14 protein-coding genes and 1 pseudogene are annotated in these 16,631 nt (G+C 69.3%); 7 read left to right on the forward strand and 8 right to left on the reverse strand.

Annotated elements, in window-relative coordinates; genetic code table 11:
* Positions 1-1,363: leucyl aminopeptidase (locus tag RMP08_RS09660; RefSeq protein WP_310468787.1), on the reverse strand; the 1,363-nt coding region annotated here is incomplete at its 3' end.
* A 147-nt stretch (positions 1,364-1,510) separates the two neighbouring features.
* On the opposite strand from RMP08_RS09660, the gene RMP08_RS09665 reads away from it, so the two are divergent.
* From RMP08_RS09665 to rsmA, 4 genes are all read left to right on the forward strand, one after another.
* The gene (locus RMP08_RS09665; protein WP_310468788.1) at positions 1,511-3,760 is read left to right on the forward strand and encodes an LPS assembly protein LptD; all 2,250 of its coding nucleotides are present in this window, start codon (positions 1,511-1,513) and stop codon (positions 3,758-3,760) included.
* A 73-nt stretch (positions 3,761-3,833) separates the two neighbouring features.
* A complete protein-coding gene (locus tag RMP08_RS09670) occupies positions 3,834-5,237 on the forward strand; it encodes a peptidylprolyl isomerase (RefSeq protein ID WP_310468789.1) in 1,404 nt (467 codons plus the stop codon).
* A gap of 12 nt (positions 5,238-5,249) precedes the next feature.
* Positions 5,250-6,254 (forward strand): 4-hydroxythreonine-4-phosphate dehydrogenase PdxA, encoded by a 1,005-nt coding sequence (gene pdxA / locus RMP08_RS09675; RefSeq protein ID WP_310468790.1) that lies wholly within the window; start codon positions 5,250-5,252, stop codon positions 6,252-6,254.
* On the forward strand, positions 6,251-7,069 hold the full coding sequence (gene rsmA, locus RMP08_RS09680; RefSeq protein WP_310468791.1) for a 16S rRNA (adenine(1518)-N(6)/adenine(1519)-N(6))-dimethyltransferase RsmA: 819 nt from the start codon (positions 6,251-6,253) through the stop codon (positions 7,067-7,069). Before pdxA ends, rsmA begins: the two co-directional genes overlap by 4 nt.
* On the opposite strand, the gene RMP08_RS09685 is transcribed toward rsmA, so the two are convergent.
* The 4 genes from RMP08_RS09685 to RMP08_RS09700 form a co-directional block, all read right to left on the reverse strand.
* Positions 7,066-7,560 carry a hypothetical protein gene (locus RMP08_RS09685; RefSeq protein ID WP_310468792.1) on the reverse strand — a complete coding sequence of 165 codons (495 nt, stop codon included), beginning with the start codon at positions 7,558-7,560 and terminating at the stop codon, positions 7,066-7,068. The two genes, rsmA and RMP08_RS09685, sit on opposite strands and share 4 nt — an antisense overlap.
* A 28-nt stretch (positions 7,561-7,588) precedes the next feature.
* Positions 7,589-8,761 (reverse strand): RsmB/NOP family class I SAM-dependent RNA methyltransferase, encoded by a 1,173-nt coding sequence (locus RMP08_RS09690; RefSeq protein ID WP_310468793.1) that lies wholly within the window; start codon positions 8,759-8,761, stop codon positions 7,589-7,591.
* A 117-nt stretch (positions 8,762-8,878) separates the two neighbouring features.
* A complete protein-coding gene (guaB, locus tag RMP08_RS09695) occupies positions 8,879-10,357 on the reverse strand; it encodes an IMP dehydrogenase (RefSeq protein ID WP_310468794.1) in 1,479 nt (492 codons plus the stop codon).
* 36 nt (positions 10,358-10,393) lie between these two features.
* Positions 10,394-11,188: a CoA ester lyase gene (locus tag RMP08_RS09700; protein ID WP_310468795.1), complete on the reverse strand. Its 795-nt coding sequence runs from the start codon at positions 11,186-11,188 to the stop codon at positions 10,394-10,396.
* 84 nt (positions 11,189-11,272) lie between these two features.
* On the opposite strand from RMP08_RS09700, the pseudogene RMP08_RS09705 reads away from it, so the two are divergent.
* The 3 genes and pseudogenes from RMP08_RS09705 to RMP08_RS09715 all read left to right on the forward strand — a co-directional run.
* Positions 11,273-12,202: pseudogene (locus tag RMP08_RS09705) on the forward strand (SPFH domain-containing protein); the annotation flags it as partial.
* Positions 12,203-12,440: 238 nt separating this feature from the next.
* Positions 12,441-12,719 (forward strand): NfeD family protein, encoded by a 279-nt coding sequence (locus tag RMP08_RS09710; RefSeq protein WP_310468796.1) that lies wholly within the window; start codon positions 12,441-12,443, stop codon positions 12,717-12,719.
* A 12-nt stretch (positions 12,720-12,731) separates the two neighbouring features.
* A complete protein-coding gene (locus RMP08_RS09715) occupies positions 12,732-14,612 on the forward strand; it encodes a DUF885 domain-containing protein (protein ID WP_310468797.1) in 1,881 nt (626 codons plus the stop codon).
* Here the strand turns inward: RMP08_RS09715 and RMP08_RS09720 are convergent.
* From RMP08_RS09720 to RMP08_RS09730, 3 genes are all read right to left on the reverse strand, one after another.
* Positions 14,609-15,157: a DUF937 domain-containing protein gene (locus tag RMP08_RS09720; RefSeq protein ID WP_310468798.1), complete on the reverse strand. Its 549-nt coding sequence runs from the start codon at positions 15,155-15,157 to the stop codon at positions 14,609-14,611. The two genes, RMP08_RS09715 and RMP08_RS09720, sit on opposite strands and share 4 nt — an antisense overlap.
* 59 nt (positions 15,158-15,216) lie before the next feature.
* A complete protein-coding gene (locus tag RMP08_RS09725; RefSeq protein WP_310468799.1) occupies positions 15,217-15,663 on the reverse strand; it encodes a hypothetical protein in 447 nt (148 codons plus the stop codon).
* Positions 15,664-15,701: 38 nt separating this feature from the next.
* Positions 15,702-16,631, reverse strand: a 930-nt coding sequence (locus RMP08_RS09730) for a phosphoenolpyruvate carboxykinase (ATP) (RefSeq protein ID WP_310468800.1), incomplete at its 5' end; no start/stop codon positions are given.

Below are 16,631 nucleotides of genomic sequence, written 5' to 3' on the forward strand. Positions count from 1 at the left end.
TGTCGAGATGGGCCCAGCTGACGCCGTCGTCGACGAAGCGCTGGATGAACATCGCGGCGGTGATCGAGCCGCCCTCGCGCGGCCCGACATTCTTCATGTCGGCGATCGGCGAATCGATCAGCCGGTCGAACGCCTCGCCGAGCGGCTGGCGCCACAATTTCTCGCCGCTGTCGGTGCCCGCGGCGAGCAATTGCCCGGCGAGCTTGTCGTCGGGTGTGAACAGCCCGCCGAATTCCTTGCCGAGGCTGATCAGGATCGCTCCGGTCAGGGTGGCGAGGTCGACCAGCACCTTGGGCTTGAAGGTGCGCTGGGCGTACGTGATGACGTCGGCTAGCACGAGGCGGCCCTCGGCGTCGGTGTTGATGACCTCGATAGTCTGTCCCGACATCGAGGTGACCACGTCGCCGGGGCGCTGGGCATTGCCGTCGGGCATGTTCTCGACCAGCCCGCACAGGCCGACGACATTGGCCTTGGCCTTGCGCAGCGCGAGCGCCTTGAGCGCACCCGCGACCGCACCCGCGCCGCCCATGTCCCATTTCATCGCTTCCATGCCCGCGGCGGGCTTGATCGAGATGCCGCCGGTGTCGAAGGTGACCCCCTTGCCGACCAGCGCCAGCGGCGCGGCGCCGGCGGTGCCGCCGTTCCAGCGCAGCACGAGCAGCCGCGAATCGCGCACCGAGCCTTGGCCGACGCCGAGCAAGGCGCCCATGCCGAGCTTGGTCATTGCGGCGCCATCGAGCACGTCGATTTCGACGCCAGTGCCCTCGAGCGAGGCGCGGACGCGCTCGACGAAGCTTTCGGGGTAGATGATGTTGGCCGGCTCGGCGACCAGCTCGCGGGTCAGCGCGACGCCCTCGAGCACCGGCTGCCAGCGCTGCTCCCACCGCGCCTGCGCATCGGCGGCGGCGCCGACGATGGTGAGCTCGGCGAGCGTCGGCTTCTGCTTGTCCTTGAGCGTGGTGCGGTAGCGGTCATGACGCCACGCGCGGAGCGACGCGGCGAGCGCGACCTTGGCCGCATCGTCGGCGCCGTAGCCGAGCCCGGTGAGATCGAGCACGGCGTGGGTCTCGCCCGACAGCAGCAGCCGCGCGACGAGCGTGCCGCCGAGCTTTTCGGCAGCTTCGGCGGCGCTGGTGCCGTCGCCGGTGCCGACCGCGAGCAGGCGGCGCGGGCCCGCGTCGTCGTTGAGGAACAGCTCGGCCGCGCTGCCGGCTTCGCCGTCGAACCGCTGGCGCTTGAGCGCGGCCTCGGCGGCGGCGCGCTGTTCGCCGAGGGCAGCGAGGGTCGCGGTGTCCTTGCCGCGCACCGGCACGACCAATGCGTAGTCACCGTCGGGGCGGCGCTCGGCGAAGCGAATCTTCATCTATTGGTCCTTGATCGAGATGGATTTGCCGCGCCCTGTAGGCCGCGCGCACGGTCATGGCAAAGGCGCCGCGCGGCATTGTCGCGCCGGACAAGGTGAGTTAGCGCGGGCACGTGATGAATGTGGGCAGCGGGCGGAAGTCGACTTTTGCGTAACGGATGGCTCCTGTGGACGGCGCTGCCGATCGCGCTCGTCCCGCAAGCGGCAGCCGCCGCCCAGTCGGCCGAGGCACCGATTGCGGGCGCCGCGCCGGCTGCTCCTCCCGCGGCCCCTGAAACCCCCGACGAAATGGTCGATTTCAGCGCCGACCAGGTCACCTACGACAGCGAGGCCGAGCGCATTATCGCGTCGGGCTCGGTGCGCATGGCGCGCGATGGCAATTACCTCGCCGCGGATTCGGTCACCTGGGACCGCCGCACCGGCGAAGTGCGCGCCGACGGCAATATCGTCGTGCTCAACCCGGAAGGCGACAAATTGGTCGGCGAAAGCGTCGTGCTGACCGATACCTTGCGCGACGGGACGATGGAGAATTTGCTGATCGTGCTCGAGGGCGGCGGGCGGATTGCCGCGACGCGCGGGGTGCGCAAGGGCAATGTCACGACGCTGGAGAACGCGATCTACTCGCCGTGCCCGGTGACCGGCCCGACCGGCTGCCCCAAGAACCCGAGCTGGAGCATCACCGCGGCGCGGGTTGCGCACGACCCGGCGCGCGACAGCGTCCGCTTCCAGGGCGGGCGGCTGCAATTGTTCGGGCTGACCCTGCCGTTGCTGCCGATCTTCAGCGTCGCCACCGGCAGCGGCGGCGGCGGCGGGGCGAGCGGCTGGCTGGTGCCCGACATCAGCCTGTCCAACCGCAACGGGCTCGAACTGGCGGTGCCGCGCTACTGGCGGTTCGGCCCCAACCACGATCTGACCGTCACCCCGCACGTCTACACCGGCGCCTTGCCCGCGCTCGAGGCGCGCTACCGCCAGCTCAACCGCATCGGCGCGTTCCAGCTCGGCGGATTCGTCACCTACGGCAAGATCGACGATCCCGACATCGACGACCCCAACCCGGAGACGCGGCGCGGGCTGCGCGCTTACTTCGAGGCCAACGGCAAGGCCCAGTTCGACCCTCTGTGGAGCCTCACCGGGGTGTTCCGCATCGCCAGCGACAAGACCGTGACGCGGCGCTACGACATCACCCGCGACGACCGCCTGCGCAATTTCGTCAACGCCGAGCGGATCAGCCCCAAGTCGTACAGCTCGATCGCCGGCTGGGCGTTCCAGGGGCTGCGCGCCGACGACGTCCAGAGCCGCAGCCCGATCGCGCTGCCGGCGATCGACGCGCGCTTCAAGCTCGACCCGCCGGTGATCGGCGGCGCGCTCGAGTTGCAGGCCAACAGCCTCGCCATCCTGCGCATCGACGGGCAGGACACCCAGCGCGCGTTCGCCAGCGCGCGGTGGGACCAGCGGTTTTTGACCACCTACGGGCAGGAGCTGCTGCTGACCGCGTTCGCGCGCGGCGACGCTTACCACACGAGCAATGCCGAGAGCACCGCGGTCGATGTCTACCGCGGCGAGAACGGCTGGCATTTCCGCGGCATCGGGGCGCTTGCCGGCGAGGTTCGCTGGCCTCTCATCGGCCCGCTGATGGGCGGCCTCCAGCGGCTCGTCCCGCGGGTTCAGATGGTGCTCACACCGCACACCCAGAACCTGTCGATCCCCAACGAAGACGCGCGCGCGGTCGATCTCGAGGACAGCAACCTGTTCGCGCTCAGCCGCTTCGCCGGCTACGACCGATGGGAGGACAGCTCGCGCATCACCTACGGCGTCGACTGGACGCTCGACCGGCCCAACCTGTCGATCGCCACCACCATCGGCCAAAGCTACCGGCTGACCCGAAAGCCCGGCATCTTTCCCGAAGGCACCGGGCTGACCGACCGCTGGTCGGACCTGGTCGGGCGCACGCGGTTCCGCTTCGGGCGGCTGATCGACGTCACCCACCGCTTCCGCGTCGACAAGGACAATCTCGCGGTGCGCCGCAACGAGCTCGACCTCACCGTGGGCACCGACGAGACCTACGCCCAGATCGGCTACCTGCGGCTCAACCGCAACATCAGCCTCGACATCGAGGATCTGCGCGACAAGGAGGAGTTGCGGCTGGCGGGGCGGGTCAAGTTCGCGCGCTACTGGTCGCTGTTCGGCGCCACCGTGCTCGACCTGACCGGCAAGCGCGAGGACCCGCTGTCGCAGGCCGACGGGTTCGCCTCGGTGCGCCACCGGCTGGGGATCAATTACGAGGACGACTGCCTGGAGGTTGGCCTGACGTGGCGCCGCGACTATGAGCGCCTCGGCAACTTCCGCGAGGGCAGCACGATCGGCTTCCATCTGTCGCTCAAGGGACTCGGCCGCTAAGCCTGCGTTCAGCGGGCAAGGGTAAACCGGACAACCATATCATTCGCTCTGTTTCAGCAAGGATTTCATCACAGTGGCAGCAGCTTCCGACTTCTTTCCGGCGCGTGCACGGATGGCGACCGCCGCCGCCGCCCTGGTGATCGCCGCCACCGCCGCGGTCGCGCTGGTGGCCGCGGCGCCGCCCGCCGCCGAACCGCCCGCCGCTGCTCCGGCCGATGTCGCCTCGGCGCCCAATAGCGCGAGCGTGCTGCGGCTGCCCGAAAACCCGCAATTGTTCGGCACCAGCATGCCGTCGGTGGTCAAGGCGACCGCGATCATTAACGGCGAGATCATCACCCAGACCGACGTCGACCAGCGCCTCGCGCTGCTGGCGATCTCCAACGGCGGCCAGCTGCCCGCCAACGAGATGGAGCAATTGCGCCAGCAGGTGCTGCGCAATTTGATCGACGAGACGCTGCAGATCCAGGCCGCCAAGGCGGAAGAGATCACCATCGCGCCCAAGGATATCGACCGCACGCTCGAGCGGGTCGCTGCGGGGGTCAAGCAGACCCCGGCGCAAATGGGTGAATATCTCAAGGCCAACGGCTCTTCGTTGCGCTCGATCCGCCGCCAGATCGAAGGCGAGATCGCGTGGAGCCGGCTGCTGCGCGCCAAGGTCGAAAGCTCGGTCAGCGTCGGCGACGACGAGGTCAAGGCGGTGCTCGACCGGATGAATGCGTCGAAGGGCACCCAGGAATATCGCGTCGGCGAGATCTTCCTGTCGACCGCCGGCGGCAATGAGGCGACCGCGACCGCCACCGCGACCAAGATCCTCGAGCAGTTGCGCCAGGGCGCGTCGTTCGTCGGCTACGCCCGCCAATTCTCCGAAGCGTCGACCGCGGCGGTCGGCGGCGATCTCGGCTGGGTCCGTCCCGAGCAATTGCCCGAGCCGATTTCAGCCGCGCTCAGGACAATGGGCCCGGGCACGGTGAGCAATCCGATCCCGGTCCCCGGCGGGCTGTCGATCATCGCCGTCCAAGACACCCGCAAGCTGCTCACCGCCGACCCGCGCAACGCGGTGCTCAGCCTCAAGCAGGTGTCGGTGACGTTCGCCAAGGGCGTCACCCGCGCCCAGGCCGACCCGATCGTCGCGCGCTTCGCCGAGGCCGCTCGCAACGTCGGCGGGTGCGGCGGGGCGGACAAGATCGCCACCGACTTCAGCGCCGAGCTGGTGCAGAGCGACCAGGTCAAATTGCGCGAGCTGCCGCCGGCGCTGCAGGAGATCATGATGCCGATGCAGGTCGGCCAGGCGACCCGCCCGTTCGGGTCGATCGAGGAAGGCGTGCGCATCCTCGTGTTGTGCGGCCGCGACGAGGTCAATCCCGGCGCGCCGAGCTTCGACCAGGTGTTCAGCCAGATCAGCGAGGAGCGCGTCAATCTGCGCGCGCGCCGCTACCTGCGCGACTTGCGCCGTGATGCGGTGATCGAATTCCGCTAGGGGGGACGCGCCATGGCGCGCCTGTCTCCTAAACCGCTGGCGGTGTCGCTCGGCGATCCCGCCGGAATCGGCCCCGAAGTGGTCGCCAAATGCTGGGACAACCGCGCCGCGTTCGGGCTGCCGCCGTTCGTCGCGATCGGCGACCCCCGCTCGCTTGCCGCGGTGTGGGACGGGCCGATCGAGGCGATCGACGACCAGCGCGACATCGACGCCGCGTTCGATGTCGGCCTGCCGTTGATCCAGATCGCCGCCGCCGAGGCCGACCTGCCCGGCCACCCGAGTGTCGCCGGCGCGCATTGCTCGCTCGATTCGCTCGAGATCGCGGTCGGGCTGGCGCGCTCGGGCTCGGCATCGGCGGTGATTACCGGGCCGGTGTCGAAGGAACAGCTCTACACGATCGGCTTCTCGCACCCCGGCCAGACCGAATTCGTCGCCGAGCGGTGCGGCATCTCGCCCGGCAATGTCGCGATGATGCTCGCCGGGCCGACCCTGCGCACGGTCCCGGTCACCACCCATGTCGCGTTCGCCAACGTGCCGCGCGAGCTGACCGCGGCGCTGATCGAATCGCGCGGGCGGACCGTGCTGCGCGGGCTCCAGCGCAATTTCGGGATCGCCGAGCCGCGCCTCGCGGTCGCCGCGCTCAACCCTCATGCCGGCGAGGGCGGGCAGCTCGGGCGCGAGGAGATCGAGCTGATCGAGCCGGCGATCGCGGTGCTGCGCGGCGAAGGCTGGCGGGTGACCGGCCCCCACCCCGCCGACACCATGTTCCACGGCTCGGCGCGCGCGCGCTATGACGCGGCATTGTGCATGTACCACGACCAGGCGCTGGTGCCGTTGAAGGCGCTGCACTTCGAGGACGGGGTCAATGTCACGCTTGGGCTGCCGATCGTGCGCACCTCGCCAGACCACGGCACCGCGTTCGACATCGCGGGGGGCGACCGCGCCGACCCGCGGCCGATGGCGGCGGCGATCCGCATGGCGGCGGAGTGCGCGCTCAATCGCGCCCGCGACGAGTGAGCGACGCCCAAGAACCGCTGCGCGCGGTGATCGCGCGGCACGGGCTCCAGGCAAGCAAGGCGCTGGGGCAGAATTTCATCCTCGACCGGCAATTGTTGGCGCGCATCGCGGCGATCCCCGGACCGCTCGACGGAGCGACGGTCTATGAGGTTGGGCCCGGGCCCGGCGGGCTGACCGCGGCGTTGCTCGACGCCGGCGCCAGCGTGGTCGCGGTCGAGCGCGACCGGCGCTGCCTGCCGGCGCTGGCCGAACTCGAAGCGGCGCATCCGGGCCAGTTGCGGCTTATCGAGGCCGATGCGCTCAAGATCGACGAGCAAGCTGAAGTCGGCGACGGCGCGCATGCCGTTGCAAACTTGCCCTACAATGTCGGCACCGCGCTGCTGCTGCGCTGGCTGAGCGGGCCGTGGCCGCCGTGGTGGCGCTCGCTGACCCTGATGTTCCAGCAGGAGGTCGCCGAACGGCTGGTCGCGCCGCCGGGGAGCAAGGCCTATGGGCGGCTGTCGGTGCTGGCGCAGTGGCGCGCGGCGCCGCGGATCGTGCTCAAGGTCAACCGCTCGGCGTTCGTCCCGCCGCCCAAGGTGACCTCGGCGGTGGTCCACATCGTGCCGGCTGACGCGCCGGCGGGGGTCGATCCGCTGGTGCTCGGACAAGTGACCGAGGCGGCGTTCGGCCAGCGGCGCAAGATGTTGCGCTCGAGCCTCAAGGGATTGCCCGGCGGGCTCGAGGCGCTGGCGGCGCTGGGCATCGGTCCCGAACGCCGCGCCGAAACGCTGACCGTGGCGGAGTTCGTCAGCCTGGCGAGACGCTTAAGCTAATTCGTCTTCGGCGTGGGCGGCGGCTTGACCGCGGCGACCGTCGGGCCGCGGCTGATCGCGGTGGTCAGCGAGGCGAGCTGCGTGCACCCGCTCGGGCACAGCTTCTGCAGCTTGGCGAGGTTGGCCTTGGCCCGCGGCAGCGCGCCCAGTTCGACCATCGCCTCGCCCTGGACTGCGATGGCGTCGACATCGGCGGGTTCGAGCGCGAGCGCCTTGTTAGTGAAGCGGATCGCCTGGCCGAACAATTTCTGCTTCTGCGCGACGCGGGCGAGCGCGACGAACGCGGCGCGGTTGCGCGGATCGACCGCCAGCGCGCTTTCCAGCGCGTCGTCAGCCTCGGTGAAGCGGCCCGCCGAATAATGCGCCAGGCCCTGGCGCAGCAGGCTCTGCGACGCCGGGTTGATCTGGTCGTCGGGGCGCTGCCCGACCACCGGGCCGGCAATCAGGAACGCGGCCAGTCCGGCCAGTGCAATTCGGGGCAACACGCGCATCAATCTCTCCACTCTTGGCGCCGTCGTATCACGGTCTCACCAGCCGCGCGACGAAAAAGCCGTCGGTCGCGTCGTGGGCCGGAGTCAGCAATCGCCCGACTCCGTCCGAACGCCCGGCCCGTATCGGGGTTTCCTCGAATACCCACGATGAATGGCGATCGAGGAACGCAGCCGCCTGCCCCGCCCCTTCGCGGGTCAGCAGTGAGCACACCGCATAGACCAGCCGCCCGCCCGGCTTGACCAGCGCCGCGCCCAGATGGAGCAGTCGCGCCTGAGCCGCGAGCAGGCGCTCGAGGCGCTCGGGGGTGAGCCGCCAGCGGCCGTCTGGGTTCCGCCGCCAAGTGCCGCTGCCCGAGCACGGTGCATCGACCAGCACGAGGTCGGAGGCGTTGTGCCATTCGGCGAGCGCTTCAAGCTCATTCGGCGGGTTGAGCAGCAGGGTGTCGATGGTGGCGCCGGCGCGCGCGGCCCTTGGCCCGAGCTTGGACAGACGCGCGCGGTTGCTGTCGGTGGCGAGGATGCGCGCGCCGGGCGCCGCCGCGGCGAGCGCCAGCGCCTTGCCGCCCGCCCCCGCGCACAAATCGACCAGCAGATCGCCGTCACGCGGGGTGCAGGCCAGAGCGATCAATTGGCTGCCTTCGTCCTGCACCTCGGCGAGCCCGCCGGTGATCGCCGGATGATCGTCGAGGCGGCCGTCGGCGGGCAGGCGCAGGCCCCACGGGCTGAGCGGGGTCGGCTCGGCGCCAGGGAAATTGTCGAGCAGGTCATCGCGCTTTGCCCGCGCGGCGTTGACGCGGAGGTCGAGGGGAGCGCGCTCGAGCAGCGCCGGCCATTCGGCGGTGGCGACCAGCGGCGAAAATTCGCTTTCGAGCCATTGCGGGACGATGGTGGCGTCGGCGCCGCGCTCGCCGTCGGTGCGCGCCTCAGGCCCGCGCACTTCGCCGAACAAGGCACCAAGTTCGGGATCGTCGTCGGCCAGCCCGAGCATCGCGGCGCGGCCATCGGCCGGAATCTCGGCTGAGCGGCGGATCGCGCGGAACACCAGCTCGCGCACCGCGCGGCGGTCGCCCGATCCGGCGTATCGACGGGTCTTGAAATAGCGGGTGACGACGGCGTCGGCGGGTGGCCCATCGTCGCGCGCCGCGGCGATCACCTCATCGAGGATCTCGGCGGCGGCCTGGAGCCGGGCAGCGGGAGTCATGGCACTTCTCCCCCTCCCGCCCCGCGGGAGGGGGCCGGGGGGAGGGCCTGTGAGGAGGACAGCAGTTGCAAGACAGGCCCTCCCCACAATCCCCTCCCGCAAGCGGGAGGGGAGGATTTACCGCGTCGGATAATTGGGCGCCTCGCGGGTGATGGCGACGTCGTGGACGTGGCTCTCGCTCAGGCCCGCGTTGGTGATGCGGACGAAGCGCGCGCGCTGCTGAAGCTCGGCAATCGTGTTCGATCCGGTGTAGCCCATCGCCGCCTTCACCCCGCCGACCAACTGGTGGACGATGTCGCGCACCGGGCCCTTGAACGGCACCTGGCCCTCGATGCCCTCGGGGACAAGCTTCAACTGGTCGCGGATGTCCTGCTGGAAATAGCGGTCGGCCGAGCCGCGCGCCATCGCGCCGACCGAGCCCATCCCGCGGTAGCTCTTGTAGCTGCGGCCCTGGTACAAAAAGGTGTCGCCGGGCGCTTCCTCGGTGCCGGCCAGGAGCGAGCCGACCATCACGCTCGAGGCGCCCGCGGCGAGCGCCTTGGCGATGTCGCCCGAGGTGCGGATGCCGCCGTCGGCGATCACCGGGACGCCGGCCTTTGCCGCGGCGGCGGAGGCTTCCATCACCGCGGTCAGCTGCGGCACGCCGACCCCCGCCACGATCCGCGTGGTGCAGATCGACCCCGGGCCGATGCCGACCTTGATCGCATCCGCGCCGGCATCCGCCAGCGCCTTGGCGGCATCGGCGGTGGCGACGTTGCCGGCGATCACCTGCACCGAGTTGGACAATTTTTTCATCCGCTCGACCGCGCGGCCGACGTCGACATTGTGACCGTGGGCGGTGTCGATCACGATGCAGTCGCAGCCCGCCGCGATCAGCGCCTCCGACCGAGCAAAGCCCGAATCGCCGACGGTGGTGGCGGCGGCGACGCGCAGGCGCCCCTCGCCGTCCTTGGTCGCGAACGGCGCGGCGACCGATTTCTCGATGTCCTTGACGGTGATCAGCCCGACGCAGTGGTGGCTGTCGTCGACCACAATCAGCTTCTCGATGCGGCGCTGGTGGAGGATGCGCTGAGCCTCCTCCTGGCTGGTGCCGAGCGGGACCGTGGCGAGGTTGTCGCGGGTCATCAGCTCGCTGACCTTCTGCTTCGGATTTTCGGCGAAGCGCACGTCGCGGTTGGTCAAGATGCCGACCAATTTGCCCGATTTCTCGACGATCGGGATGCCGCTGATGCGGTTGGTCTTCATCAGCTCGAGCGCGTCAGCGAGGGTTTCGTCGGGGGTCATGGTGATCGGGTTGACCACCATTCCGCTCTCGAACCGCTTGACCGCGCGCACCGCGGCGGCCTGCTCCTCGATGGTCATGTTGCGGTGGAGCACGCCGATGCCGCCCAGTTGGGCCAGGGCGATCGCCATGTCGGCCTCGGTCACCGTGTCCATCGCCGATGACAGCAAGGGGATGTTGAGCGGGATGGCGCGGGTCAGGATGGTGCTGGTGTCGGCCTGGCTCGGCAGCACCGAGGATTCGCGCGGCTGGAGCAGCACGTCGTCGAAGGTCAGGCCCAGCGGGATGTCGGAAGCAGCGGTGTAGTCAGCCATGCGCGCCTTTGGCAGGACGCAAGCGATTCGCCAACCCTAGGAACGCGCCAGCAGCCGCTCCGCTGCCTCGACGTGCATGCGTTCGATCATCGCGCCTTCGAAGCGCTCGGCGCCGCCGGTTGCGGCATCGACCAGGCGGCGGGCGCGGTCGAGCTCGGCCGCGGTCGGCGCGAAGGCGGCGTGGCACGGCGCGATCTGGTCGGGGTGGATCAGGCTTTTGCCGTCGAATCCGAGCCAGCGGCTCTCGGCGCATTCGGCGGCGAAGCCGTCGGGATCGTCGAGGCGGTTGAACACCCCGTCGAACGCCGCCGCCTCACCGGCGCGGGCGGCGAGCAGGACCATCTGAAGCGCGGTCTGGAGCGGCCCGCGGCCGGCATCGGGGGCGAGCCGCAGGTCGGCGGACAGGTCGTTGGTGCCGACGATCAGCCCTGCGCAGGCCTTGGCAATGGCCGGCGCGGCGAACACTCCCACGGCGCTTTCGATCATCGCCATCACCGGCCGCTCGACCGCCACCAGCCCGTCGATCTCTTCGGCGCTTTCCGCCATCGGCAGGACCAGCACGTCGGCATCCGACATGGCGACCGCGACGAGATCGTCGGCGTGCCACTCGGTGCCGGTGCCGTTGATGCGGATTGCGACCGGCATCGGCCAGCGCTCGGCGACCGCGGCGACCGCGGCCTCGCGGGCCAGCGCCTTATCGCTTTCCTTCACCGCATCCTCGAGGTCGAGGATGACGAGGTCGGCGGCGCTGTCGCGCGCCCTGGCGATGGCGCGCGGATTGGACGCGGGGAGGAACAGCAGCGACCGTGTGCCGAACAGATCTACGTCCACGTCGATTTTCCTTTTGCTCGGCGTTGCGCCGTCGCATCATGGCCGCAACCAGGGGAAACGGGAATGTCCATGCTGACTACATTGATGATCGCGATTGCGGTGCTTGCGCTGCTGTTCGTGATGATGAGCGTCAAGATCGTCCACCAGGGCTATCGCTACACGATCGAGCATTTCGGCCGCTTCGTGCGGGTCGGCCAGCCCGGCTTCAACTTCGTGCCGCCGTTCTTCTACCGCGTCGGGCACAAGATCAACATGATGGAGCAGGTGCTCGACATCCCCGGGCAGGAGATCATCACCAAGGACAATGCGATGGTCGCGGTCGACGGGGTGGTGTTCTTCCAAGTCCTCGACGCGGCCAAGGCGGCATATGAAGTAAGCGACCTGTACCTCGCCATCCTCCAGCTCTCGACCACCAATTTGCGCACCGTGATGGGCTCGATGGACTTGGACGAGACGCTGTCCAAGCGCGACGAGATCAATGCCCGGCTGCTCAACGTGGTCGACCATGCGACCGAGGCGTGGGGGGTCAAGATCACGCGCGTCGAATTGAAGGACATCCGCCCGCCCGCCGACATCGTCAACGCCATGACGCGGCAGATGAAGGCCGAGCGCGAGAAGCGCGCCTCGATCCTCGAGGCGGAGGGCGCGCGCGCCTCTGAAATCCTCCGCGCCGAGGGCGAGAAGCAGGCCAAGATCCTCCAGGCCGAGGGGTTGAAGGAAGCCGCGTTCCGCGAGGCCGAGGCGCGCGAGCGGTCGGCCGAGGCCGAAGCCGCCGCGACCAAGTCGGTGAGCGACGCGATCGAGGCCGGCTCGGGCCAGGCGATCAACTATTTCGTCGCCCAGAAATATGTCGAGGCGCTGGGCAAGTTCGCCACTTCGCCCAACGCCAAGACCATATTGTTCCCGGTCGAGGCGACCCAGCTGATGGGCACGCTGGGCGGGATCGGCGAGCTTGCGCGGGAAGTGTTCGGCGAGAATGCAACGCGCTCGCCCGCCGCGCCGCGGGCCGGCCCGACCACCACGGCGCGCCGCGGTGCGCCGCCCACCCTGCCCGGCGTGCCGCGGGTAAGGTTAGATGTTCAACGATCTCGAGCCGGGCTGGCTGTGGGCGATCGGCGGCGTATTGCTGCTCATCGCCGAAGTGATCGCGCCGGGGTTCTTCCTGCTGTTCATCGGCGCCGCGGCAATCGCCACGGGCGCGTTCACCTTGCTGTTCGACCTTGGCACGCCGGCCCAGCTTGCGCTGTTCGCCTTGTACGCCACGCTGGCGGTGCTCGCCGGGCGCAAATTTTATGCGCGCCCCGCGATCGCCGGTGACGACCAGTTCCTCAACGACCGCGGCGCGCGGCTGGTCGGCAAGTCGGTGGTGGTGGTCGATGCGGTCGACGAGCATGGCGGCCGGGTCCGCGTCGGCGACAGCGAATGGAGCGCGCGCGGCGGCCCCGCCGCGCCCGGCGAGCGGGTCAAGATCACCGGGGTCGACGGCAATTGCCTGACCGTCGAGCCCGACCGCGCCCTTCCACCTGCCTGACCTGATGGAGCTGTGAAGTTGAACGATCTGTCCTTGAGCCGCCGCCAGGCGGTCGCCGCGCTTGCCGCAAGCGCTGCTTATCCGTTGCTGTCGTCGTGCGCCCGCCCGCTTGCAGTTGAGCCGCCCGCCGGCGCGGCGCCGATCCCGGTCGCTGCCAATGCCGAGGCCGATGCCACCGCGCTGCTCGATTCGATCGGCAAGAATTTGCTCGGCCTGTCGCCCGAAAGCGCGACCTCGCTGGGGATCGACAAGGGCGAATTCGCGCACCTTCGCTCGCGGCTCGCCGACCGCTCGGCGGCGGGCCAGCAACGCATCGCGAATGTGCTGCGCGCCGACCTCGCCCGCGCCAACGCGGTCGACGTCGCCCCCTTGTCGCATTCGACCCGCACCAGCGTCGAGGTCGTGCGCAGCGCCTACACCACCGCGCTCGAGGGCTTCGCCTTGCCCTATGGCGATGTCGCCGTCGGCAGCTGGCGCAACACGCCCTACGTGGTCATCCAGAATGTCGGCGCTTATCTTGACACGCCGAGGTTCCTCGACAGCGACCACCAGATCGCCACCGCCGCCGACGCCGAGGCCTATCTCGCGCGGCTCGCCAGCTATCCGCGGCAATTGAACGGCGAGTTGGGCCGGATCCAGGATGCCCGCGCCAAGGGCCTGGTCCCGCCGCGCTTCCTGATCGACAAGGCGCTGACCCAGCTCAAGCAGTCGGCCGAGGGCGCGCGGGGCGGCGGCGGGCTGGTCGAATCGATCGTGCGGCGGACCAAGGCAAAAGGCATCCCCGGCGACTGGGCCGGTCGCGCGCGCGCGATCGCCACGTCAGCCGTCGTGCCAGCCCTCGCCGCCCAGATCGCCGAGCTCGAGGCCCAGCGCGCGGTCGCCACCGACCAGCCCGGGATGGCGTCGCGGCCGGGCGGCGCGGAATATTACCGCTGGGCGCTCAAGGCCTCGACCACGACCACTTTGACCCCCGACGAAATCCACCAGATCGGCCGCGACGAGCTACGCGAGCTGCAGGGCCGGATGGACCCGATCCTGACCAGCCTCGGCTACACCAAGGGCTCGGTCGGCGAGCGGATGCAGGCGCTCGGCAAGGACCCGCGCTACAAATTCGCCGAGGGCGACAAGGGCCGCGCCGAGATCATGGCGTTCATCGAGGAGCGCGTGCGGATCATCCGCACCAAGCTGCCGCAGATGTTCAACACGTTGGTCCCCGGCAATCTCGAGGTGCGGCGCCTGCCCCCCGAGGAAGAACCCGGCGCGCCCGGCGCGTATGGCGGCGCGGGATCCATCGACGGCACCATCCCCGGCAAGTTCTGGATCAACCTGCGCACCACCGCGCTGCACACCAAGTTCGACCTCCCCGACCTCACCCACCACGAGGCGATCCCGGGCCATGTCTGGCAGGGCGAATATGCCAATAAATTGCCGCTGATCCGCACCCTGCTGACGTTCGGCGCTTATTCCGAGGGCTGGGCGCTCTACGCGCAACAGCTCGCCGACGAGTTCGGCGCCTATGACTACTTCGCCGCGGGGCGCCTCGGCTACCTCCAGGGCATCGCCTTCCGCGCCTGCCGCCTGGTGGTCGACACCGGGCTGCACGCCAAGGGCTGGAGCCGCGAGCAGGCGGTGCGCTTCTTCGTCGAGGAGAATGGCTCGAAAGAGGACGAAGTGCGCAGCGAGGTCGACCGCTATTGCAGTTGGCCGGGCCAGGCGTGCGGCTACAAGATCGGCCACACCGCGATCAACCGCGAACGGACCAAGGCGCAGGCCGCGCTGGCCGCGCGCTACGACATCAAGGCGTTCAACGACGCCGTCGTGCTTGGCGGCAACGTCCCGATGGACGTGCTCGCCAAGAACGTCGACGACTACATCGCGACGGTGCCCGCCTAGCGGCGGCCGGCGAGGCTGCCGAGGATCGAGCCGAGCACGTTGCCGCCACCTGCCGCGGTGCCGCCGCCGAGCAGCGAGCCGAGCAGGCCGCCGAGACCGCCGCCAGCTGCCCCGCCACCGATCGCGCTGCCCCCGCCCGCGCCCGCGCGCTTGGCGAAATAGCCCGCCGCTAGCATCGCGACGATCGGCAGCATCTTCTTGAGCAGGTCGGGCGACAGGCCGCTCTTCTGCGCCGCGTCGGCGGCGACCGCGCGGCTGGTGTCCTTATCGCCGAAGATCTCGCCCAGCACCTGATTGCCCTGATTGACGTCGGTCGGCTGGGGCGCGAGCACGTTGGAAAGCAAGCCGCCGCCGCCGAGGCCGCCGAGGATTGAGGCGAGCCCGCCGAGCCCCTGCGGGCTGGCCTCGGCCTTGTTCTGCATCCCGCCGAGGACCGCCGGGAGCAGCGCGGAAATGCCGGTTTGAGCGGTCTGCTGATCGACCCCGAGCTCGCGCGAAACGGCTTCGACGCCGCCTTCCTGATTGATTGCGTTGAGCATTTCCATTGGATGGGTCCTCTCCTCGTGTATCGGCTCAATGAGCGAGAGCGGGCGCGCGTTCCGCGTCACGGCAAAGCGGCGAGGTCGGGCGCAATGTAATCGCGGCGCGCTGCGACCGAGAACAGGCGCTCGCGCGACCAGAAGCGCAGGGGCCAGTCGCGGCGGTCCATCGGGGTCAGCAGCAGCTGGTTGACCAGCTCGTGCAGCGGCTCCGACCGATCCGCCTCGGCGAGGAATAGGCGGACGCCGTGGAGGAATGCGCGGGTGATCGTCTCGTGATAGCCCTGGGTGTCGTCGTTCACCCCGCCGACGCTCTCGTTATAGCCGCGTATGATGCCGGGCAGCGCGGCGTCGAGGTCGATGTCGGGCCGCTGGGTCAGCAGATAGGTCGTCGCGGCGAGGTGCGCCTCGTGGGTCCAGTCTTCGCGCGGCAGGGTGCGCGCGAGCAACCCCTCGCCGATGCGGACGACCGCGGTGTCGGTGGTGAATGGTCGTGGCGAAAATTCGGTCATCGGATCGGGTCCTGGGGTAGGCCCGATCCGTGACCGGGCTAGGCGTTGGCGGCGACTTTGGGGGCGGCTTGGCGAACCCCTTCATCGACGTGGGCGGCAAATTCGGAGAAATTGTCGACGAACAGGTCGACCAATTTGGCCGCGGTGCGGTCGTACTCGTCCTTGTCGACCCAGGTTGAGCGCGGGTCGAGGATGGTCGGGTCGATCCCCGCTTGCTCGAGTCCGTGCACCGACACCGGCACTTCGAACCCGAAATTGGGGTCCTTGCGGAACTCGGAATTGTTGAGGCTGCCGTCGAGCGCGGCGTTGAGCAGGGCCCGCGTGGCCTTGATCGGCATGCGCTTGCCGACCCCGTATTTGCCCCCGGTCCAGCCAGTGTTGACCAGCCAGCAGGTGACGCCACCGCTGGCAATACGCTCCTTGAGCAGATTGCCGTAGACGGAAGGGTGACGCGGCATGAAGGGCGCCCCGAAGCAGGTCGAGAAAGTCGCCTCGGGCTCGGTCACGCCGATCTCTGTGCCCGCGACCTTGGCGGTGTAGCCCGACAGGAAGTGGTACATCGCCTGGTCCGGGGTCAGCCGCGCGATCGGCGGCAACACTCCGAACGCGTCGGCGGTGAGCATGACGATGGTCTTGGGCACCGGCCCCATGTTCTTCTCGGAAGAATTGGGGATGAAGTCGATCGGATAAGCGCCGCGGCTATTCTCGGCGAGGCTCGCATCGTCGAAGTCGAGCTCGCGCGTGACCTCGTCCATCACGACATTCTCGAGCACGGTGCCGAAGCGCTTGCTGGTGGCGAAGATCTCCGGCTCGGCCTCGGGCGAGAGGCGGATCATCTTGGCGTAGCAACCACCCTCGAAGTTGAACACGGCGGTATCCGACCAGCCGTGCTCGTCGTCGCCGATCAGCGTCCGCTTGGGGTCGGCCGACAGGGTCGTCTTGCCGGTCCCGGACAAGCCGAAGAACAC

The sequence above is a fragment of the Sphingomonas sp. genome, from assembly GCF_031426035.1.
Taxonomy (GTDB): Bacteria; Pseudomonadota; Alphaproteobacteria; order Sphingomonadales; family Sphingomonadaceae; genus Sphingomicrobium.